Source organism: Cellulomonas sp. Marseille-Q8402, assembly GCF_965119525.1.
Genome location: NZ_CBCPLX010000001.1, coordinates 1,604,939 through 1,624,797 on the forward strand (window position 1 = coordinate 1,604,939; position 19,859 = coordinate 1,624,797).

Annotated in this window: 18 protein-coding genes; all 18 read right to left on the minus strand. The window is 74.0% G+C overall.

Features of this window, described 5'->3' with window-relative positions; all coding sequences use genetic code 11:
• Positions 1-352: 352 nt before the first annotated feature.
• The gene (locus ACWPWW_RS07325) at positions 353-10,153 is read right to left on the minus strand and encodes an SdrD B-like domain-containing protein (protein ID WP_454049673.1); all 9,801 of its coding nucleotides are present in this window, start codon (positions 10,151-10,153) and stop codon (positions 353-355) included.
• 311 nt (positions 10,154-10,464) lie between these two features.
• Positions 10,465-11,316, minus strand: coding sequence for a type I methionyl aminopeptidase (gene map / locus ACWPWW_RS07330; protein ID WP_454049674.1), 852 nt, complete (start codon positions 11,314-11,316; stop codon positions 10,465-10,467).
• A 14-nt stretch (positions 11,317-11,330) separates the two neighbouring features.
• Positions 11,331-11,921, minus strand: a complete 591-nt coding sequence (locus ACWPWW_RS07335; RefSeq protein ID WP_454049675.1) for an adenylate kinase — start codon at positions 11,919-11,921, stop codon at positions 11,331-11,333.
• Positions 11,918-13,222: a preprotein translocase subunit SecY gene (gene secY, locus ACWPWW_RS07340; RefSeq protein WP_454049676.1), complete on the minus strand. Its 1,305-nt coding sequence runs from the start codon at positions 13,220-13,222 to the stop codon at positions 11,918-11,920. The genes ACWPWW_RS07335 and secY overlap by 4 nt, the downstream gene beginning before the upstream one ends.
• A 265-nt stretch (positions 13,223-13,487) precedes the next feature.
• Complete coding sequence (gene rplO / locus ACWPWW_RS07345) at positions 13,488-14,198, minus strand: 50S ribosomal protein L15 (RefSeq protein ID WP_454049677.1); 711 nt, start codon at positions 14,196-14,198, stop codon at positions 13,488-13,490.
• A 2-nt stretch (positions 14,199-14,200) separates the two neighbouring features.
• Positions 14,201-14,383, minus strand: a complete 183-nt coding sequence (rpmD, locus tag ACWPWW_RS07350; RefSeq protein ID WP_454049678.1) for a 50S ribosomal protein L30 — start codon at positions 14,381-14,383, stop codon at positions 14,201-14,203.
• Positions 14,383-15,027: a 30S ribosomal protein S5 gene (gene rpsE, locus ACWPWW_RS07355; RefSeq protein ID WP_454049679.1), complete on the minus strand. Its 645-nt coding sequence runs from the start codon at positions 15,025-15,027 to the stop codon at positions 14,383-14,385. Before rpsE ends, rpmD begins: the two co-directional genes overlap by 1 nt.
• A 37-nt stretch (positions 15,028-15,064) precedes the next feature.
• Positions 15,065-15,436, minus strand: coding sequence for a 50S ribosomal protein L18 (rplR, locus tag ACWPWW_RS07360; protein ID WP_454049680.1), 372 nt, complete (start codon positions 15,434-15,436; stop codon positions 15,065-15,067).
• Positions 15,437-15,438: 2 nt separating this feature from the next.
• On the minus strand, positions 15,439-15,978 hold the full coding sequence (rplF, locus tag ACWPWW_RS07365; RefSeq protein ID WP_454049681.1) for a 50S ribosomal protein L6: 540 nt from the start codon (positions 15,976-15,978) through the stop codon (positions 15,439-15,441).
• A gap of 25 nt (positions 15,979-16,003) precedes the next feature.
• A complete protein-coding gene (gene rpsH / locus ACWPWW_RS07370; RefSeq protein ID WP_179687193.1) occupies positions 16,004-16,402 on the minus strand; it encodes a 30S ribosomal protein S8 in 399 nt (132 codons plus the stop codon).
• An 82-nt stretch (positions 16,403-16,484) separates the two neighbouring features.
• Positions 16,485-16,670 (minus strand): type Z 30S ribosomal protein S14, encoded by a 186-nt coding sequence (locus ACWPWW_RS07375; protein WP_122147680.1) that lies wholly within the window; start codon positions 16,668-16,670, stop codon positions 16,485-16,487.
• A gap of 1 nt (position 16,671) precedes the next feature.
• Positions 16,672-17,253 carry a 50S ribosomal protein L5 gene (gene rplE, locus ACWPWW_RS07380; protein ID WP_454049682.1) on the minus strand — a complete coding sequence of 194 codons (582 nt, stop codon included), beginning with the start codon at positions 17,251-17,253 and terminating at the stop codon, positions 16,672-16,674.
• Positions 17,253-17,600, minus strand: a complete 348-nt coding sequence (gene rplX, locus ACWPWW_RS07385; RefSeq protein ID WP_454049683.1) for a 50S ribosomal protein L24 — start codon at positions 17,598-17,600, stop codon at positions 17,253-17,255. Before rplX ends, rplE begins: the two co-directional genes overlap by 1 nt.
• A 1-nt stretch (position 17,601) precedes the next feature.
• Positions 17,602-17,970: a 50S ribosomal protein L14 gene (gene rplN / locus ACWPWW_RS07390; RefSeq protein WP_146838605.1), complete on the minus strand. Its 369-nt coding sequence runs from the start codon at positions 17,968-17,970 to the stop codon at positions 17,602-17,604.
• Positions 17,971-18,051: 81 nt separating this feature from the next.
• On the minus strand, positions 18,052-18,345 hold the full coding sequence (gene rpsQ / locus ACWPWW_RS07395; protein ID WP_146838607.1) for a 30S ribosomal protein S17: 294 nt from the start codon (positions 18,343-18,345) through the stop codon (positions 18,052-18,054).
• Between the two features lie 7 nt (positions 18,346-18,352).
• Positions 18,353-18,592 (minus strand): 50S ribosomal protein L29, encoded by a 240-nt coding sequence (gene rpmC, locus ACWPWW_RS07400; RefSeq protein WP_309032072.1) that lies wholly within the window; start codon positions 18,590-18,592, stop codon positions 18,353-18,355.
• Positions 18,592-19,008, minus strand: coding sequence for a 50S ribosomal protein L16 (rplP, locus tag ACWPWW_RS07405; protein WP_013882863.1), 417 nt, complete (start codon positions 19,006-19,008; stop codon positions 18,592-18,594). Before rplP ends, rpmC begins: the two co-directional genes overlap by 1 nt.
• Before the next feature lie 3 nt (positions 19,009-19,011).
• A complete protein-coding gene (gene rpsC, locus ACWPWW_RS07410) occupies positions 19,012-19,857 on the minus strand; it encodes a 30S ribosomal protein S3 (RefSeq protein ID WP_454049684.1) in 846 nt (281 codons plus the stop codon).
• Positions 19,858-19,859 lie beyond the last annotated feature (2 nt).

A 19,859-nucleotide genomic window follows, 5' to 3' on the forward strand; every position in this document is an offset into this window, starting at 1 on the left:
CCAGCCCCACGCCCGGGCGCCCCGGCGAGCCGGTGAGCCGTACGACGTGGCGAGTGGTGCCCCGCCCGTCCACCGTGACCGCCCGCCCGGGGCACGACCGCAGACGCGGACGGACTCGGGCAGGACGTGCAGCAGCGACCAGGCGCACACCCAACGGACGATCATACGCCATCGGGAGGCACCGGCGAAACGGGGACGGGAGGCGCCGGCAGCTGCCGGCGTCCGCGCGCTCGCGCCCGCCCGTCCCGCCCGGGTGCGCGGCCCTCGACCTGCTGCGACCCGGGTACGTGGGGTGGAACACCGCCCGGCCCGGGGTTCTTCCCGGGCCGTGCGGCGCTCCTCGGGCGCCGGCTCAGGCCCGCTGCCGGTGCCCCGTCCCGCCCTGCCGACCTGTCCGCGGACCTGCCGCGGACCGGCGGCGGACGGCCACCAGAGCCAGCAGCAGCGCCCCGAGGCCGACCAGCACCCCGGCGAGCCCGAACGGCACCGCCGCGCTCGCCCCCGTGACGGCCAGCGGCCCGGAGCCCGCGGGCGCGGCCGGGTCCGCGGGGGCGGGCTCGCTCCACGCGACGTCCTCGGCCGCGAGCACCTCGAACAGGTACCCGCGCCCCTCGACGTCCACCGTGGCGGTGTTGGTCACGTCCGAGCCGGCCGCGGTGAGGCCGGTGACGATGCGGACCGTCGCGGACTGCCCGGCCGGGAGGGACGCGTCGTGGTCGCACGAGACGACCTGGTCGACCGCGGTGCAGGAGAACCCGTCACCGGCCGCCGACCGGAAGCTCAGGGCCCCCGGCAGGGCGTCCACGACGCTGAACCCGGCGTACGCGTCCTGCGTGCCCGTGGAGGCCACGGTCACGTCCCAGGTGATGGAGTCGGCGGTGCGGGCGACCGCCGTCTTGCGCAGCGCGAGCTGGACGTCGTCGGCGAGCACCAGACCGAAGTCCAGGGAGGTGTCCTCCTGGCCACCGACCAGCGCCGCGGTCGTCGCCGACCAGCTCGCCGAGTCGAGCGCCGGGTCCGTGCCGGCGCCCGCGACCGTCGGGGCGTACCCCGCGAGCGCGGTGGCCGACGCGATCCGGTCGACCCGCACCACGTAGGTGCCCGGCAGCAGGCCGGTGAACGCGTACCGGCCGTCGGCGTCCGTGGTCACGGGGGCGACCGGCGAGCCGTCGACCGCGGTGACCGGCCGGCCGTCGGGCGTGCGCAGCTCGAGGACGACCCCGGGCAGCCCGCGCTCGCCGGCGTCCTGCACGCCGTCCCGGTCCTCGTCGAACCAGACGAGGTGGCCCACGCTCACCGGCCGCTCCACGAGGCCGCCGTCCCAGGTCGGGTCGACGACCAGCGCGGTCAGGCCCTCCGCGGGCTGCGCGGCACGCAGCCCCGCCGAGCCCGGGCCGAGCGTGATCACCGGCGTGCGGCCGAGGCCGGGCGTGCCGGTCTCCTCGACGTCGGAGTCGGCTCCGGCGTCCGGCGCCGCGGCCGCACCGACGGTCGTCCAGGCGTAGCGGGCGGCGTCGACCGGGGCGAGCTCCAGCTCCGCCCGGTACTCCCCGGGGACCAGGCCGTCGAACCGCCAGACGCCGTCGGCGTCCGTGACCGTCGTGGCGACGACCGCGAGCGCGGCGTCGAGCAGCCGTACCGTCACGCCGCCGAGGGCGGGCTCCCCCGCCTCCTGCACGCCGTCGCGGTCGGTGTCCACCCACACGCGGTCGCCCAGCGCGAGCCGGCGCTGGAACCCGAAGTCGAGGGTGTCGTCACGCGCGCCGCCCAGCAGCGTGGCCGACGTCGCCGCACCGGTGGCGGAGTCGGTCGCGGCGTCCCCGGCCCCCGCCGTCGTGGGCGTGTACGGGGCGAGCACCGCGGCGGAGGCCGGCTCGTCGACCGTGACGGTGTACGCGCCGGGCAGCAGCCCGGTGAAGGCGTACGCGCCGTCGGCGTCGGTCGTGACGGGGCCCACCGGGTCGCCGGCGACGTCCGTCACCGGGTCCCCCGTCGCGTCGGTCAGCGTCAGCACGACGCCTGGCAGGCCCGGCTCGTCGCCGTCATGCACACCGTCGCCGTCCAGGTCCGCCCAGACCCGGTCGCCGACCCGCACGGGCCGCTCCACCAGACCGGCGTCCCGGGTCGGGTCCGCGTAGTCGGCGTCGACCGCCGCCCACACGGGGTCGCCGGCCAGGTCCGGGACCGGGGTGGTCCCGGACCCCGGCGCGATCGTGAACGCCGCCGTCCGGCCCGTGCGGGCCGACACCGGCTCGACGTCCGAGTCCCCGGTCGCGTCGCCGACGTGCGCGTCCGCGAACGTCCAGCGCGCGGCCAGCTCGTCCGTCAGCTCGACCTCGACCCGGTAGGTGCCCGGGTCGAGCGCGTCGACGACGTAGGCGCCCGTGGCATCCGTGGTCGTCGTGCGCACGACGGCGTCGTCCCCGTCGAGCAGCCGGACCGTCGCTCCGGCGACCGGCGCCTCGTCGGCGTCCTGGCGCCCGTCCCGGTCGGTGTCGAACCAGACCCGGTCGCCGACGGCGAGCAGGCGCCACTGCAGGCCGCCGTCCCGCGTCGTGTCGACGTAGGTCGCCGTCAGGTCCGCGTGCGCCGCACGCCAGTCCGCCGGCATGCCGGCCACGGGGACGGTGGCGACCTGGTCGGCCCCCAGGACGACGCCGTCGACCAGCGCCCCGTCCGCGTCGGCGACCGCGTCGGAGTCCGTCGCGTCGTCGGCGCCCGCGTCCGCGCCGGTGAACCGGAGCTGCGCCGCCAGCTCGGCGGGCAGCGACAGGCGCACCCGGTAGGTGCCCGCGGGCAGGCCGTCGACCAGCCAGTCGCCGTCGGCGTCCGTGGTGACCTGGCCGACGGAGACGCCCGCGCCGTCGAGCACGTCGACCAGCACGTCCGGCACGCCCGGCTCGCCGGCGTCCTGGACGCCGTCGCGGTCGGTGTCGAGCCAGACGCGGTCGCCGACCGCGACCCGCGGGCCGAACCCGAAGTCGAGGGCGTCGTCGCGCGCACCGCCGACCAGGACCGCCGAGCCGGCGGTCCCCGGGGTCGTCGGCACGTAGGGGGCGAGCGCGGCGGCGGAGGCGGCCGCGTCGACCGTCACCGTGTACGCGCCGGGCAGGAGGCCCGTGAACGCGTACCCGCCGTCGGCGTCCGTCGTGACCGGCTCGACCAGGTCCCCGGCCAGGTCGGTCACGGGGTCGCCGCCCGCGGTCGTCAGCGTGAGCACCACGCCGGCGAGCCCCGGCTCGCCGGCGTCCTGCACGCCGTCGCCGTCCCGGTCCACCCACGTGCGGTCGCCGACCCGCACGGGGAGCTCGACCAGGCCCGCGTCCCGGGTCGGATCGGCGTAGTCGGCGTCGACGGCCGCCCACACGGGGTCGCCCGCCAGGTCGGAGACGGTCGTCATCGAGGCGCCGGGCGCGATCGAGAACGCCGCGGTGCGGCCCAGGCGTGCGGTGTCGGGCACGACGTCCGAGTCGGCGTCGGCCGCCCCGGCCCCCGTGGTGGTGAACGTCCACCGGGCGGCCAGCGCGTCGGGCAGCTCGACCTCGACCCGGTAGGTCCCGGGGTCGAGGGACTCGACGACGTACGCACCCCGCGCGTCGGTGGTCGTCGTGGTGACGACGGCACCGTCCGCGTCGAGCAGGCGCACCGTGGCGCCCGGGGCGGGCTCCTCCCCGGGGCCCTGCTGCCCGTCGCGGTCCGCGTCGAACCAGACGCGGTCGCCGACGGCCAGCGGGCGCCAGCTCAGCCCGGCGTCCTGCGTCGTGTCCACGAGCGTCGCCGCCAGGTCCGGGTGCGCGTCGCGCCACGCCTGCGGCTGGTCCGCGACCGCGACCACGCCCGGCGCGCCCGCGCGCAGCGAGATCCCGGCGACCAGCGCGCCGTCCGCGTCCGGCACGGCGTCGGAGTCGACGTCGTCCAGCCCGCGGCCGACCGCCGTGAACCGGTACAGCGCCGCCAGCTCGGCCGGCAGGGTCACGCGGACCTCGTAGTCCCCGGCCGGCAGGCCGTCGACCAGCCAGGAGCCGTCCGCGGCCGTGGCGGTCTCCGCGGCCCACAGCGCCGCGTCGCCGCTGCCCTGGTAGAGGTCGACGACCACGCCGCCCACCCCGGGCTCGCCCGCGTCCTGCACGCCGTCCCGGTCGACGTCGAGCCACACGCGGTCGCCGACCGCGAGCAGTGCGTCGCCCGTGGCGGTCGCGGCGACCGTGCGCACGCCCGCCTTGAGCGGCACGGACGTGACGTCGACGGGGCGGCCGACGCCCGCCGGGACCCGGAACGCGAAGGAGTTCCACGCGTCGGCACCGGCGCGCGCACCGGTCAGCGGCGTCCGCATCGACCAGCCGATGCGCACGCTCTCGTTCGCGGAGAAGGAGTCGGCGGACGCGAACGTCACCACCAGCTTGAAGCCGGTCACCCGGGCGGCCTGCGCCGCCGGCACGCGGGTGCCCGGGGTCAGCGCCGTGCTGCTCCAGGTGCCGGGCACCGGGTCGAACGCGGCGCTGGCGGGCAGGCCGCCCGCGCGGTAGTCGGCCGTGGTGGTGTAGACGGCGAGGGTCGCACCGGCCGGCATGCCCGGCACCGAGGCGAAGGTCGGCACGACACCGTCCCACACGGGGCGCCACTGGCTGCCGCGCGCGCCCGCCGCGCTGCCGTCCATCGCCGGGTAGTCACCCGCGGTGGGCAGCATGTCGACCAGCTCGAGCCGGTCGGTCGTGATCGTCGCGCGGCTGCTGACCTGGACCTGCCAGTCCGTCAGCGAGCCGGGGGTCGAGGTGACCGCGCACGGGTACCGGAACCAGGTGGCGTCGGCGCCCGTGCCGCGGGGCACGCAGGCGCTGGACGCGCCGGCGCGCGCCGGGGTGGTGCGCACGGCGGCGCCCGTCGCGGCGCTCCGCACCCACTTCTCCGACAGGTACACGTTGGCGCCGCCGATCACCAGGGCGCCGGACCGCGCGAGGCAGCCCTGCGCGTCGGCGTCGTAGCTGCCGGGGGCGCAGCCGGTCCCGCCGTCGGTGCCGGTCGGCGCGGCCAGCACCGGACGGGACACGGAGGCCGCCGTCGCGGTGTTGACGATCGAGGTGGTCGACAGGTCGGCCGCGATCTGCGCCCACACGAGAACCTCGACGCTCGCGCCCGGCGCGAGCCGGTCGTCGGCGCCGAAGGCCAGGGTGACGACGGACCCGTCGACGGTCACGGCCGGCGCCGCGAGCGGGCTCGGCGCGCCGCCGGCGCCCTGCACGGACCACGGCTGCTGCCCCTCCGGGGCGGTGCCGAAGACCAGCGAGCCGTCCTCAGGCAGCAGGTCGGTGACCACCAGGCCGGTGAGGTCGGCGGCGCCCGTGCCCGAGGCCGTGTTCGTCACGGTGACGCGGTACTGCACGTGGTCGCCCGGCTTGTGCGCGCCCGAGGTGACCTCGGCCTTCTGGATGCGCACCGTGGCGTTGCCGGCGTGCACGGTGACCGGCACGTCGCCCGTCGCCTGCGGGGCCGAGGCCAGCCCGTCGCGGATCGCCTGCGCGGTGATCCGGTTGCTCACGACGCCGCGGCCGGTCTCGCCCGGGTTCACGGTGTGCTCGGGCTCGCCCTGGTAGCGCCAGCCCGCGGCGCCGACGGCGCTCGGCAGGCCGCCGGTGCGCAGCTCCTCGCGCAGCACGCCGGACAGCGTGGCCTGGCCGAAGCCCTGCCCCGGCGCGGTGAGCCGGCCGCCGCCGGTGTCCGCGTACCGCACACGCACGGCGACGACGTCGCCCGCGTCCAGCCCGCGCGCGGCGGCGAGCGCGCCGAGGTCCCAGGTCGTGCCGGCGGCGCCGGTGCTCCAGGCCTGCCAGGGGGCGGCGTCCGTGACGGAGCCGGTGTAGGTGCCGTCCGCGCCGATCTGCAGGTCGGCACCCGCGAGCAGGACCTCGAGCGTCGCGGTCTCGGCGCCCGTGGGCATCCGGTCCACGTGCACGGTGCGGGCGGCGACGGCGTTGAAGAAGCGGGCGTCCGCGTCGGTGACCAGCAGCTGGTCGGCCTCCGTGACGCCGAAGTTCTGCGCGGACAGCACCGCGGTGACCGTCGGGGTGGTCGCGTCGCGCTGCACGTCGAGCGGGGTGACGTCCAGCGCCGGGAACGCGACGACCTCGGGGTCGCGGACGGAGGTGCTCGCCGCGGCACGCGCCGTCACGACCTGCGCGGCGCAGCCGGCCGCGGCGGTCGGGCTGCCGGTCTCGTCGGCGCAGACGCGCGCGTCGGACACCCGCGCCTCGACCTCGTTGCCGACCGTCAGGCCCGCCGTCGTCGGCGCGTGCGTCACGCGGTTCTCCGCGAGCAGGCGGGTGGTCAGCTGGAGGGTCGCGGGGCGGTTCGCCCCGATGCGACCCGTGTACCGGACCTGCACCCCGACGACGTCGGCGAGCTGGGCCGCGTCGTAGCCGAGCGCGACCGCCGCGGTGACCGGGGCCGAGGCGGAGACGCTGCCGTCGCCGGCCACCCGGTAGAGCACGACCTGCACGCCGGTGGCCCCGGTGACCGTGGCGGCGTCCGACAGCTGCACGATGTCGGTGACCGCGAACTGCGCGAACGGGTCGCCCGCGGCGAGCGCGGTGGCGGTGTCGATGCCGCGCGGCTCGGTGAGCGTCAACGCATCCACCCGGGTCGTGGCGGTGCTGCGGCCCGTCACCGTGAGGACGGCCGACGGCCAGGCCTCCGCCGGGGCGCCGGGGCCCTCGACCGGCAGCGCGAGCTCGTCCAGGTCGGTGCTCGGCTCGAGCGGCGTGCCGTTCGCGTCGCGCAGCCAGGTCTTGGTGGTGGCGGCGCCGAGGGAGGCGGCCTGCACCTGGTACGTCCACCAGCCGGAGCCGTTCACCGGGCCGCCGAGGTCCGTCGGGGTGCCGGTGGCGCCCGTGCTCGTCCAGCCCGTCACCCGGCCGGAGTTGGCGACCTGTCCGGCCGCGGACCCGGTGTACCGGAAGGCGTCGTTGACCGGGGTCCCGGTCGCCCGCGAGGTGTCCCGCAGCACGAGCGCGAGCTGGACCTGGCGCACCGGTCCCGCGGTCACGGCGACGGCGCCGTCCGTGAGGGTCGGCAGCAGGGACTGGCGCCAGTCGCCCGCGGCCAGCGCGGACGCGCGCTCGGTGCCCGGCCGGGGCTCGTACACCAGCTGCACGCCGCCGACGCGGCCCGCGACGCCGCCGAGGGTCACGCCGGGGAACGACCCGGTGTACGGGAAGGCGCCCGCGGCGCTCGACCCGCCGAAGGTCACGTCGGTACGACCACCGGCCAGCGGCGCCCACGCCGTACCGGTCCACTCCTCGTCCCGCAGCGAGTGCCACGCACCGCCCACGGCGTCGTACACCCGGACGTCGGCGACGCGGTCGAACACCAGGTACGGGTCGTAGGCCGAGTTCGCCACCGCCGCGGTGCCCGAGGTGATGGGCAGCACGCGCGTCAGGTCGAAGGTGTCCCAGAAGCTCGCGTCGCCGCCCGTCGCCGGCACGTCGTCGCCGGCCGTGAGGCCGTTGCCGTCGGCGACCGCGACGGAGGTGTGCGCCTGCCCGTCGGTGCCCCAGGTCAGGGTCGCGGTGGGCGTGGCGCCCGTGCCCTCGACGCCCTGGCGGCTGCCGAGCACCTTCACCAGGGCGGACTCGCCGCCCGCGCCCGGGGCGACGGCGGTGACGACGTCGGAGACGGCGGTCGTCGGGCTGGTGACGACGTTGCCCTCGACCGTGGCCGACGACGTGAGCTGGGCGACGTTGGTCAGGTTGCTGTCCACCGCCCAGGTCCGGCCGTTCAGGTACGCGTCCCGGACCGCGAAGGTGATCCGGGCGCGGGCGGTGGTGCCGTCCGCGAACGTCGTGCCGGGTGCCGCGGTCGTCACCAGGCGCACGCCGCGCCAGGACTCGGCGTCCTGGAGGTCGTTCAGCGCCGCGCTGTAGCGCTGCCACTCCGGCGCACCGGTCGCGTTGGTGTAGAACTCGACGACCACGCCGGCCCCCGCGGGCGCGACCCCGTCGACGGAGACCGGGCGCATGACGTCCCACCAGGCTGCGCCGGTGGTGCCGCCCGACGTGCGGGAGCGCGCGCTGTCCTCGGCCGTCAGGGTGTCGGGCAGGTGCCCGCTGGCACCGGGACGTGCCACGGCCTCGAGCACGACGGTCGCGGTGCCGCCGCGGGTGGTGGCGTACGGCTCGACGACGTACTTGCTGCCGGCGACGCCGACGGTCGGCACGGCCACCGCGACGGTCGCCGCGGTGACGGGACGGTTGCCGCTCCGCGCCGTGCGCGGGGTGACGGCGGAGCGGGTGCCGCCCAGCACGGTGGTGGCCACGGTGTGCGCGGCGTACGACTCGGCCTGCGCGGCCGTGGCGGCGCGCAGCAGGTACGGCACGGTCACGGAGGCGCCCATGGGGACGGCGGAGCCGGTGCCCTCCAGCACGGCGGTGAAGCCGGTGACCTCGGACCACGACACGACGCCGAACGCGGCCGGGTCGGTGGGCACGACGGGCGCGGCCGCGTCCAGGGAGACCCCCGGCAGGGTGCCGCCCGCGGTGCGGACCGCCAGCACGACCCGGGCCGGGACGCCGCCCAGGCGCTGGACCGTCAGGCCCGCGCCGTCGCCCGCGTCACCGGCACGCCCCGAGCCGAACCCGGCGAACGTGAGCCCGGCGCCGAACGTGCGGGTGTCGACCGCCGGCAGGTCGGGGTCGAGCAGCGCGTCGGTGGCCGACACCTGCGCGGCGGTCGCGGGGGTCACGACCTCGAGCTGCTCCACGGCGCGGCGCGACCAGTTGGTGCCGGCGGCCGTCGCCGCGACGAAGCCGCCGCCGTACACGGTGCCGCCGGAGAGCGCGCGCAGCGCCGTCGCCGAGCCTGCGTAGGGGCGCGGGTCGTAGACGCGGAAGCTGCGGGTGTCGGTGCTGGTGCCGGACGTGGTCGTGCCGCGCCGGGCGGTGGTGGTGGCGGTGCCGGACACCGCGAGGGTGTTCAGGTCCGACGCCTCGTCGAACGTGGCGGCGGGGGCGTCGGTCACGTAGTCGACGGTGCCGGTGCGCGGCACCGGGGTGGACGCGGTGCTGCCGTGCTCCCGCACGCCGACGACGACGGTCGCGCCGGTGGTGAGCAGCGCGCCGTCCGCGGCGGTGAACACCAGGCGCAGGCCGGTCAGGGCGCCGCGGGTGGCGGCGTCCAGGCCGGCGAGCAGGTCGGCGCCCGCCTCCGGCGTGCCGGCGGCGACGGTGCCGACGGTCGTCTGCGCGGGGCCCGAGGACGCGCCGGTCCAGCGCCAGCCGGTGACCGCCACGGACGCGGCGCCGGCGGGCCAGGACGTGATCGTGGCCGAGGTGAGGTCGGTGAGCATGCCGGCGGTCCCGGCCGCGGGCCGGGCGGAGGGGTCGCTGCCGCCCCACGTCGTGGTCAGCGAGCCGGCCGGGTCCCCGGTGAGCGAGGAGACGACGGTGGCGGTGTTGGTCGGGCTCTCGGTGCCGTCGTCCACGCCGGAGAGGTACCCCGCCCGCGCCCACGAGACCGCAGTGCTCGTGCCCAGGTTGATCGGGAACTCCCCGGTGACCCGGATCCGCGAGGCCTGCCCGACGGTGCCCTGCCACGCCGGGGTGACGACCAGGGTGCCCTGCTGCGTGCCGCCCGCGGCGGGCGCCGACAGCGCCGCGGCAAGGGTGAGGTCGCCGGAGATGCCCGACGCCAGCCCGACCTCGCCGTCGCCCAGGTCCGACGTGAACGACACCTGCGCGACCGCGGCCTGCGTGGCGTCGGCGGTGGGCTGCGTGCGCGCCGCGTCGAGCCAGTACGCGACCTCCGCGTCGAGGCCGGCCAGCGCGAGGGGCGCGGTCAGCCGCATCGCGCCGAGCTCGAACGTCATCGTCGCGTCGAGGCAGGCCGCCTCGTCGCTCGAGCACTCGTAGCGGAGCGTCGTCGAGAACGTGCCGCCCGCCGGGGTGGCCGTGTACGCGGGGTCCACCGCGTAGAGCGGGTCGGCGGCGGGCTGCGGTGCCGTCGGCGTGGCGCCCGAGGTGACGGCGAATCCGTTCACCAGCAGGGCGGTGCCCTCCCCCGCGGCGACGGCGGCGCTCGCGCCGGTCCCGAGGACCAGCGGGGCGAGCAGTGCGCCGACGGCGGCGAGCACGGCGGGGCGGCGGAGGCGGTGCAGCAGGTTCATCACGGTCCGGGAGGTCGCGCGGGCGCGCGTCGGCGGGACCGCCTCGCGCAGGGGGGAACGCCATACCTTCGGCCGTCCCCGCCCTGGTCATGAGTCCGGAATGGGGTGAAAGCACCCTTCTGTCCGCTTAGACCGGTTCACCGCCGGGTGCTAGCACCTGGCACGCGGTCGGTTTTCACCCGCTCCCCGGTGGCGGGTATCGCCGGTGCCCGGACGCAGCGACGCCCACGCCCGCCGGCTCGCCCCGCGCGATCAGGCGCGGGACGGACGGGCGGGCGTGGGCGTGGGCGTGGGCGTGGGCGCCGGTCGGCTCAGCCGAGCGGGGCGACCGTGACGCCGCGGGCGGCGAGCTCGGCGGCGCCGCCGTCGGCGGCCGTCAGCACCCAGATGCCGCCCTCGTGCAGGGCGACGGAGTGCTCCCAGTGCGCGGCGCGCGAGCCGTCCGCGGTGACCACGGTCCAGTCGTCCTCGAGCACCTCGGTGGCGTGCGAGCCCCGGGTGATCATCGGCTCGACCGCCAGGCACATGCCGGGCTTCAGCTTGGGGCCCCGGTCGCGCGCGCGGTAGTTCAGCACGTCCGGCGGCTGGTGCATCGCGGACCCGATGCCGTGCCCCACGTAGTCCTGGACGATGCCGAACGGGACACCGCCGTTCAGGGCGGCGTCGGTGGCCTCGACCGCCTGCTCGACGGCCTCCCCCACGACGCTCAGCCGCTCGGCGAGGCCGTGGCCCGACGCGAGGGCGGCGATGCCGTCCCACATGGCCCGCTCGGTGACCTCGGACAGCGCCACGTCGGCCGGGTCGGCCTCGGGCAGCACCACGGTGCACGCCGAGTCCCCGTGCCAGCCCCCGACGATCGCGCCGCAGTCGATCGACACCACGTCACCCGGCTCGAGCACGCGGCCCGAGGGGATGCCGTGCACGACCTCGTCGTTCACCGACACGCAGATCGTCGCCGGGTAGTCGTGGTAGCCGAGGAACGACGGCTGCGCGCCGGCGTCCGCGATCACCTTCGCCGCGACCTCGTCGAGGTCCGCGGTGGTAGCGCCCGGCACGGCGGCGGCGCGCGCCGCGGCCAGGGCGTCCGCGACCACCAGACCGGCCTGCCGCATCAGCAGCACCTGCTCGGTGGTCTTCAGCTCGATCCGCTCACGTCCGAACACGACGGCTCCCGCGGTCAGCCGACGCGGGACGCGAGGGCCGCGAGCAGCCGCTCGGTCACCTCGTCGACCTCGCCGATGCCGTCGACCCGCACCAGCAGGCCGCGCTCGGCGTACACGTCGGAGATCGGCGCGGTCTGCTCGGCGTACACGTCGAGGCGGTGCCGGATCACCGGCTCCGTGTCGTCCGCGCGACCCTCGATCTCGGCGCGCTTCAGCAGCCGCTCGACGACCACGTCGGAGTCCGCGGTGATCTCCAGCGCCGCGTCCAGGCTGCGGCCCGAGCCGGACAGGACCTGCTCCAGCTCCGCGACCTGGGCGACGTTGCGCGGGTAGCCGTCGAGCAGGAAGCCCGCGGCGGCGTCGGGCTGCGCCAGCCGGTCGCGCACCATGGCGTTGGTGACCTCGTCCGGGACCAGCTCGCCGCGCGCGGTGTACTCCTGCGCGGTGCGGCCCAGCTCGGTGCCGCCCTTGATGTTGGCGCGGAAGATGTCGCCCGTGGAGATGGCGGGGACGCCCAGGTGCTCGGCCAGCCGGACGGCCTGGGTGCCCTTGCCGGCCCCGGGGGGACCGAGCAGGACGAGGCGTGCGGTCGACGGCGTGCTCATCGCAGGAACCCTTCGTAGTGGCGCTGCTCGAGCTGCGACTGGATCTGCTTCACCGTCTCGAGGCCGACGCCCACGACGATGAGGATCGACGAGCCGCCGAACGGGATGTTCGTGCCGACGCCCAGGACGATGAACGCGATCGTCGGGATCAGCGCGACCAGCGCGAGGTAGATGGACCCGGGCGCCGTGATGCGGGTGATCACGTAGTCCAGGTACTCGGCCGTGGGACGGCCGGCGCGGATGCCGGGGATGAACCCGCCGTACCGCTTCATGTTGTCCGCGACCTCGTCCGGGTTGAACGTGATCGCCGTGTAGAAGTAGCAGAAGAAGATGATCAGCAGCACGTACAGCGCGATGTGCAGCGGGGCACCCGGGTCGGCGAGGTTGTTCGCGACCCACTGCTTCCAGCCCGACGTCTGGTCGCCGAAGCCGGCGAGCAGCGCGGGCACCTGCAGCAGGGACGACGCGAAGATCACCGGGATGACGCCGGCCATGTTGATCTTGATCGGGATGTAGGTCGACGAGCCGCCGTAGGTGCGGCGCCCGACCATGCGCTTCGCGTACTGCACCGGGATCCGGCGCTGCGACTGCTCGACGAAGACGACCAGGCCGATGACCAGGACGATGATCGCCATGATGATCAGGAACGCGCCGATGCCGCCGGAGCCGCCCGCGATCGACCACATGGCGCCCGGGAAGGACGCGGCGATCGACGTGAAGATCAGCAGCGACATGCCGTTGCCGACGCCGCGCTCGGTGATGAGCTCGCCCAGCCACATGATCAGGCCGGTGCCCGCGGTCATCGTCACGATCATGATGAGCGTCGTGATGATGTCGCCGTCCGGGATCACCTCCACGGAGCAGCCCGAGAACAGCTGACCGTTGCGGGCGGTGATGATGACGGTCGTCGCCTGCAGGACCGCGAGGCCGATGGTGAGGTACCGCGTGTACTGCGTGAGCTTCGCGGTGCCGGACTGGCCCTCCTTGTGCAGGGCCTCGAACCGGGGGATCACCACGCGCAGCAGCTGGATGATGATGCTCGCCGTGATGTACGGCATGATCCCGAGCGCGAACACGGACAGCTGCAGCAGGGCGCCGCCGCTGAACAGGTTCACCAGCCCGAGCAGGTTCGCCCCGTCGCCGGCCTGCGCCTGGTCGATGCAGACCTGGACGTTCGGGTAGGACACGCCCGGGGTCGGCAGGAACGAGCCGATCCGGAAGACCACCATGATCCCGATCGTGAACAGCAGCTTGCGCCGCAGGTCGGGTGTCCTGAACGCCCGCACGAATGCGCTGAGCACGTGTCCTCCTGCTCCGCCGAAGCGGGATGTCGTCTGGTCGGCCGCCTCACGCGCCGTGCCGTCGTCGGTCGGGCGGTAGCCGCCCGACACCCTGCCGAACCCTAACGGACTTCCGCGCCGGGATCGCCATCGGTGCCGCCGTGGCGCCGGACCGGCCCCCCCGGGCGAGGTGCTGGCACCGGGTGACGTGCGGACGCCACCCGGCAGGGAAAAGACGAACGGGGCCGACGGGGCGTGGAGCCCCCGCCGACCCCGTTCGCTGGGATCAGTCCTGCGCGACGCTTCCGCCGGCCGCCACGATCTTCTCCTTGGCGGAACCGGAGTACGCGTCGACGGCCACGGACAGCTTGACCGTGATCTCGCCGGTGCCGAGCACCTTGACCGGGGCGCCCTTGCGGACGGCACCCTTCGCGACCAGGTCCGCCACCGTGACGTCGCCGCCGTCGGGGTACAGCGCCGACAGCTTGTCCAGGTTCACGACCTGGTACTCGACCCGGAACGGGTTCTTGAAGCCGCGGAGCTTGGGCAGCCGCATGTGCAGCGGCATCTGCCCACCCTCGAAGCGGGTCGGCACCTGGTACCGGGCCTTGGTGCCCTTGGTACCACGGCCGGCCGTCTTGCCCTTCGACGCCTCACCACGACCCACGCGGGTCTTGGCGGTCTTGGCGCCGGGGGCCGGACGCAGGTGGTGCACCTTCAGGGTGCCACCGGCGCCGGTCTCGACGGGCTCCGCCTTGGCGGACGCCTTCGCCGGGGCCTTGGCCGCGGGGGCCTTGGCCTTGGCAGCGGGCTTCTCCTCCGCGGCGGCGGCCGTCTCGGCCTTCGCCTTGGTGGTCCGCGTCGCGGGCTTCTTGGCAGCCGGCTTCTCGGCGGCGGCGGACTCGGTGGTCGCCTCCGCCTTCGAGGCCTTCGCCTTGGTCGCCTTCGGAGCCGCGGCAGCGGTCTCCTCGACCTTGTCAGCCTTCTTCTCCGCCATCGTCACTCCACCTCCTCGATCGCGACGAGGTGCGTCACCGTCTTGACCATGCCGCGGATCTCAGGACGGTCCTCCTTGACGACGACGTCGCCGATCCGCTTGAGGCCCAGGGTGCGCAGCGTGTCGCGCTGGTTCTGCTTGCCGCCGATGGCGGACTTGGTCTGGGTCACCTTGAGGCGAGCCATCAGGCACCCACCTTCTCGGTCTTGTCGCCACGACCGGCGGCCTGCGCACGGAGCAGCGGCGCCGGGGCGACGTGCTCGAGCGGCAGACCACGGCGCGCGGCCACGGCGGCCGGCTCCTCGAGACCCTGCAGCGCCGCCACCGTGGCGTGCACGATGTTGATGGCGTTGGAGGAGCCGAGGGACTTCGACAGGATGTCGTGGACGCCGGCGCACTCGAGCACCGCACGCACCGGACCACCGGCGATCACACCGGTACCCGGCGACGCAGGACGCAGGAAGACGACACCGGCAGCGGCCTCACCCTGGATGGGGTGCGGGATGGTGCCCTGGATGCGGGGGACGCGGAAGAAGTTCTTCTTCGCCTCCTCGACGCCCTTCGCGATCGCGGCGGGCACCTCCTTGGCCTTCCCGTAGCCGACACCGACCGTGCCGTCGCCGTCACCGACGACGACCAGGGCGGTGAAGCTGAACCGACGACCACCCTTGACGACCTTGGCCACGCGGTTGATCGACACGACGCGCTCGAGGAACGCGCTCTTCTCGGCGGCGTCGCCCCGACGGCCGTCGCGACGACCGCCGTCGCGACGGTCACCGCCACCCTGGCCCTGGGGAGCGCCCGTGTTGCTGCGCTGAGGAGCAGCCATCAGTGGATCCTCTTCTTCGATGCGGGAATGGTCGTCGTCACAGCGCCAGACCGCCTTCGCGGGCGGCGTCGGCGACCGCGGCCACCCGGCCGTGGTACTTGTTGCCGCCACGGTCGAACACGACCGCGTCGATGCCGGCGGCCTTCGCGCGCTCGGCGATCAGCTCACCGACGCGACGCGCCTTGGCGGTCTTGTCGCCCTCGGCGCCCCGCAGGTCCACCTCGAGGGTGGACGCGGAGACCAGGGTGCGGCCCACGGCGTCGTCGACGACCTGCGCGACGAGGTTGCGGTTCGACCGGGTGACGACCAGACGGGGACGCGCGGACGTGCCGGCGACCTTCTTGCGCAGCCGGAGGTGGCGACGCTTGCGGGCCTTGAACTTGCCCTTGCCCATAACCGTGATCGCCATGGCTACTTACCAGCCTTTCCGACCTTGCGGCGGACGTTCTCGCCCGCGTAACGCACACCCTTGCCCTTGTACGGCTCAGGCTTGCGGATCTTGCGGATGTTCGCGGCGACCTCGCCCACCTGCTGCTTGTCGATGCCCGACACCGAGAAACGGGTGGGGCTCTCGACAGCGAAGGAGATGCCGGCGGGCGGCGTCACGGACACAGGGTGGCTGAAGCCGAGCGCGAACTCGAGCGCGTCGCCCTTGGCCGTGACGCGGTAACCGGTACCGACGATCTCGAGCTTCTTCTCGTAGCCGGCGGTCACGCCGGTCACGAGGTTGGCGAGCAGCGTGCGCGTGAGTCCGTGCAGCGACCGCGAGAGGCGCTCGTCGTTCGGACGGGTGACCACGATGGCCCCCTCGTCGTCGCGCGCGACCTCGATGGGAGTGGCGACCGTGTGCGTGAGGGTGCCCTTGGGGCCCTTCACCGTCACGACGGCGCCGTTGATGTTCACGTCCACCCCGGCCGGGACCGGGACGGGGATTCTGCCGATACGAGACATTGGCTAGCTCCTTTCCGTCTCGGACTTACCAGACGTAGGCGAGGACTTCCCCACCCACGCCCTTCTTGGCGGCCTGCTTGTCCGTCAGGAGACCCGAGGACGTGGACAGGATCGCCACGCCCAGGCCGCCCAGGACACGGGGCAGGTTGGTGGACTTCGCGTACACCCGGAGACCGGGCTTCGACACGCGCTTGATGCCGGCGAGCGCACGCTCGCGGCTCGGGCCGTACTTCAGCTCGACCACGAGGCTCTTGCCCACACGGGCGTCCTCCACGGTCCAGCCGGAGATGTACCCCTCGGCCTGCAGGATCTCCGCGATGTGCGACTTCAGCTTCGAGTACGGGATGGTCACCGTGTCGTGGTGCGCCGAGTTCGCGTTACGCAGACGCGTCAGGAAGTCTGCGATCGGGTCGGTCATCGTCATGGGGGCTATCGCCCTTCCTCGCCGTGGTTTCCGCGCCGCCCGCCCCGAGGGGCGAGCGGCCGCGGACCTGCGACGTCGTTGTTTACCAGCTGCTCTTGGTCACACCGGGGAGCTGACCCGCGTGGGCCATCTCGCGCACGCAGATCCGGCACAGGCCGAACTTGCGGTACACCGAGTGCGGACGACCGCACCGCTGGCACCGGGTGTAGGCCCGCACGGCGAACTTCTGCTTGCCCGCGGCCTTGTTGATCAGGGCGGTCTTCGCCATGTCAGTTCTCCTCCTTGAACGGGAAGCCCAGGTGCTTCAGCAGCGCCCGGCCCTCCGCGTCCGTGGTGGCGGTGGTGACCACCGTGATGTCCATGCCACGCACGCGGTCGATCTTGTCCTGGTCGATCTCGTGGAACATCGACTGCTCGGTCAGACCGAAGGTGTAGTTGCCGTGCCCGTCGAACTGCTTGGGCGACAGCCCGCGGAAGTCGCGGATGCGCGGCAGCGCGGTCGACAGCAGGCGGTCCAGGAACTCCCACGACCGGTCGCCGCGCAGCGTGACGTGCGCGCCGATCGGCATGCCCTCGCGCAGCTTGAACTGCGCGATGGACTTGCGGGCCTTGGTGACCTGCGGCTTCTGACCCGTGATCTGCTGGAGGTCGCGGATGGCGCCCTCGATCAGCTTCGAGTCCTTGGCAGCGTCGCCCACACCCATGTTCACGACGACCTTCACCAGGCGCGCGACCTGGTTCACGTTGGCGTGCTGGAACTCCTCGCGGAGCGCGGGACGGATCGCCTCGTTGTACCGCACCTTCAGGCGCGGCACCGGGTAGGCCCGGGTGGTCTCGTCGATGGCGGTCATCAGATGTCCTTACCGGAGCGCTTGGCGACGCGGACCCGAACGGTGCGGGCCCGGCCGTCGCGCTCGACCTGCTCGGTGCGGTAGCCCACGCGGGTCCCGCGCTTGGTCTCCGGGTCCACCAGCATCACGTTGCTGACGTGGATGGGGGCCTCGACGGTCTCGATGCCACCGGTGCGGGAGCCGCGCTGGCTCTGCCCCACCTTGGTGTGCTTCGTGACCCGGTGGATGCCCTCGACCAGGACGCGGTCCCGGTCGGCGAGCACCTCGAGGACGCGACCCTGCTTGCCCCGGTCCTTGCGGGAACCGGAGATGACGACCACGAGGTCGCCCTTCTTGATCTTCGCCATGTCAGAGCACCTCCGGCGCCAGCGAGATGATCTTCATGAACTTCTTGTCGCGCAGCTCGCGGCCCACGGGGCCGAAGATGCGCGTGCCACGGGGCTCGCCGTCGTTCTTGAGGATCACCGCGGCGTTCTCGTCGAACTTGATGTAGGACCCGTCGACGCGCCGGCGCTCCTTGCGGGTGCGCACGACGACCGCCTTCACGACGTCGCCCTTCTTGACGTTGCCGCCGGGGATCGCGTCCTTGACGGTGGCGACGATCACGTCACCGATACCGGCGTAGCGACGGCCGGATCCACCGAGCACACGGATGCAGAGGATCTCCTTCGCACCCGTGTTGTCGGCGACCCGAAGTCGCGACTCCTGCTGAATCATCTACAGAACTCCTGTCGTCTGCCGGTTCTCGCACGAGGGCGAGCCTGGCCGAACGGATATGTGGTGAGGAGGCGGACGGACTTACTTCGCCTTCTCGAGGATCTCCACCACGCGCCACCGCTTGGTCGCGGACAGCGGGCGGGTCTCCATGATGAGGACGAGGTCACCGACGCCGGCCGTGCCGGCCTCGTCGTGGACCTTGACCTTGCTGGTCCGCCGGATGACCTTGCCGTAGAGCGGGTGCTTGACCCGGTCCTCGACCTCGACCACGACGGTCTTCTGCATCTTGTCACTGACCACGTAGCCGCGCCGCGTCTTGCGGTACGGGCGGGCCTCCGCCACAGCGGTGGTGGTCTCGTTGGTGTTTTCGCTCATCGAGTCCTCACTCGCTCGCCGTCGGGGCGGTACGGATGCCGAGCTCACGCTCGCGCAGGATCGTGTAGATCCGCGCGATGTCGCGACGCACGGCCTTGAGCCGCCCGTGGCTCTCGAGCTGACCGGTGGCCGACTGGAAGCGCAGGTTGAACAGCTCCTCCTTGGCCTTCTTCAGCTCGGCCACGAGGCGCTCGTCGTCAAAGGCGTCCAGCTCGGAAGGAGCCAGGTCCTTGGTGCCGATAGCCATCAGTTACCACCCTCGCGAACCACAAAACGGGTCTTCATCGGGAGCTTGTGCTGCGCGCGGCGCATGGCCTCGCGAGCCAGCGGCTCCGGGACGCCGGCGAGCTCGAACATCACTCGGCCCGGCTTGACGTTGGCGATCCACCACTCCGGCGAACCCTTACCGGAACCCATGCGGGTCTCGGCGGGCTTCTTGGTGAGCGGACGGTCCGGGTAGATGTTGATCCAGACCTTGCCGCCACGCTTGATGTGGCGGGTCATCGCGATACGAGCAGCCTCGATCTGGCGGTTCGTCACGTAGGCGGGCTCGAGAGCCTGGATGCCGTACTCGCCGAACGAGATCGCGGTGCCACCGGTCGCGGCGCCGGAGCGCCCGGGGTGGTGCTGCTTGCGGTGCTTCAGCCTGCGCGGGATCAGCACGGCTCAGGCCTCCGTTCCGGTCTCAGGAGCGGTCGTCTCCGCCGGGGCGGCAGCCGGAGCGGCGGCCTCGGCCGCGGGGGCCTCGGTCCGGTCGTTCCGACGGGGGCCGCCGCCGCGCGGGCCACGGTCGCCACCACGGTCGCCACGGTCCGCACGCGGACCACGGCTCTGACGCGGGGCCTGCGTGGCCTGCTCGCGGGCGAACTCGCGCTCGGTCATGTCGCCCTTGTAGACCCAGACCTTCACGCCGATGCGGCCGAAGGTCGTGCGGGCCTCGAAGAAGCCGTAGTCGATGTTCGCGCGGAGCGTGTGCAGCGGCACACGACCCTCGCGGTAGAACTCCGTGCGGCTCATCTCCGCGCCGCCGAGGCGGCCGGAGACCTGCACCCGGATGCCCTTGGCGCCGGCGCGCTGCGCGGACTGCATGCCCTTGCGCATCGCACGACGGAAGGACACGCGGCTCGCCAGCTGCTCGGCGATGCCCTGGGCGACCAGCTGGGCCTCGATCTCGGCGTTCTTGACCTCGAGGATGTTCAGCTGGACCTGCTTGCCCGTGAGCTTCTCGAGCTCGCCGCGGATGCGGTCGGCCTCGGCGCCACGGCGACCGATGACGATGCCCGGGCGCGCCGTGTGGATGTCGACGCGCACGCGGTCACGCGTCCGCTCGATCTCCACCTTGGCGATGCCCGCGCGCTCGAGACCGGTGCTCATGAGCTTGCGGATCTGGACGTCCTCGCGGACGTAGTCGCGGTACCGCTGACCCGGCTTGGTCGAGTCGGCGAACCACCGCGAGCGGTGGTCGGTCGTGATGCCCAGGCGGTACCCGAGCGGGTTGACCTTCTGTCCCACTG

Coding starts and splice junctions, on each gene's coding strand:
- ACWPWW_RS07375 (WP_122147680.1), bottom strand. CDS start 16,670: ATGGCGAAGACCGCCCTGATCAACAAGGCCGCGGGCAAGCAGAAGTTC.
- rpmD (WP_454049678.1), bottom strand. CDS start 14,383: ATGGCTCGCCTCAAGGTGACCCAGACCAAGTCCGCCATCGGCGGCAAG.
- ACWPWW_RS07335 (WP_454049675.1), bottom strand. CDS start 11,921: ATGAGCACGCCGTCGACCGCACGCCTCGTCCTGCTCGGTCCCCCCGGG.
- rplN (WP_146838605.1), bottom strand. CDS start 17,970: ATGATTCAGCAGGAGTCGCGACTTCGGGTCGCCGACAACACGGGTGCG.
- rpsH (WP_179687193.1), bottom strand. CDS start 16,402: ATGACGATGACCGACCCGATCGCAGACTTCCTGACGCGTCTGCGTAAC.
- rplF (WP_454049681.1), bottom strand. CDS start 15,978: ATGTCTCGTATCGGCAGAATCCCCGTCCCGGTCCCGGCCGGGGTGGAC.
- rplO (WP_454049677.1), bottom strand. CDS start 14,198: ATGGCGGAGAAGAAGGCTGACAAGGTCGAGGAGACCGCTGCCGCGGCT.
- rplX (WP_454049683.1), bottom strand. CDS start 17,600: ATGGCGAAGATCAAGAAGGGCGACCTCGTGGTCGTCATCTCCGGTTCC.
- rpmC (WP_309032072.1), bottom strand. CDS start 18,592: ATGGCTATCGGCACCAAGGACCTGGCTCCTTCCGAGCTGGACGCCTTT.
- ACWPWW_RS07325 (WP_454049673.1), bottom strand. CDS start 10,153: ATGAACCTGCTGCACCGCCTCCGCCGCCCCGCCGTGCTCGCCGCCGTC.
- rpsE (WP_454049679.1), bottom strand. CDS start 15,027: ATGGCTGCTCCTCAGCGCAGCAACACGGGCGCTCCCCAGGGCCAGGGT.
- rpsQ (WP_146838607.1), bottom strand. CDS start 18,345: ATGAGCGAAAACACCAACGAGACCACCACCGCTGTGGCGGAGGCCCGC.
- rplR (WP_454049680.1), bottom strand. CDS start 15,436: ATGGCGATCACGGTTATGGGCAAGGGCAAGTTCAAGGCCCGCAAGCGT.
- rplE (WP_454049682.1), bottom strand. CDS start 17,253: ATGACCGCCATCGACGAGACCACCCGGGCCTACCCGGTGCCGCGCCTG.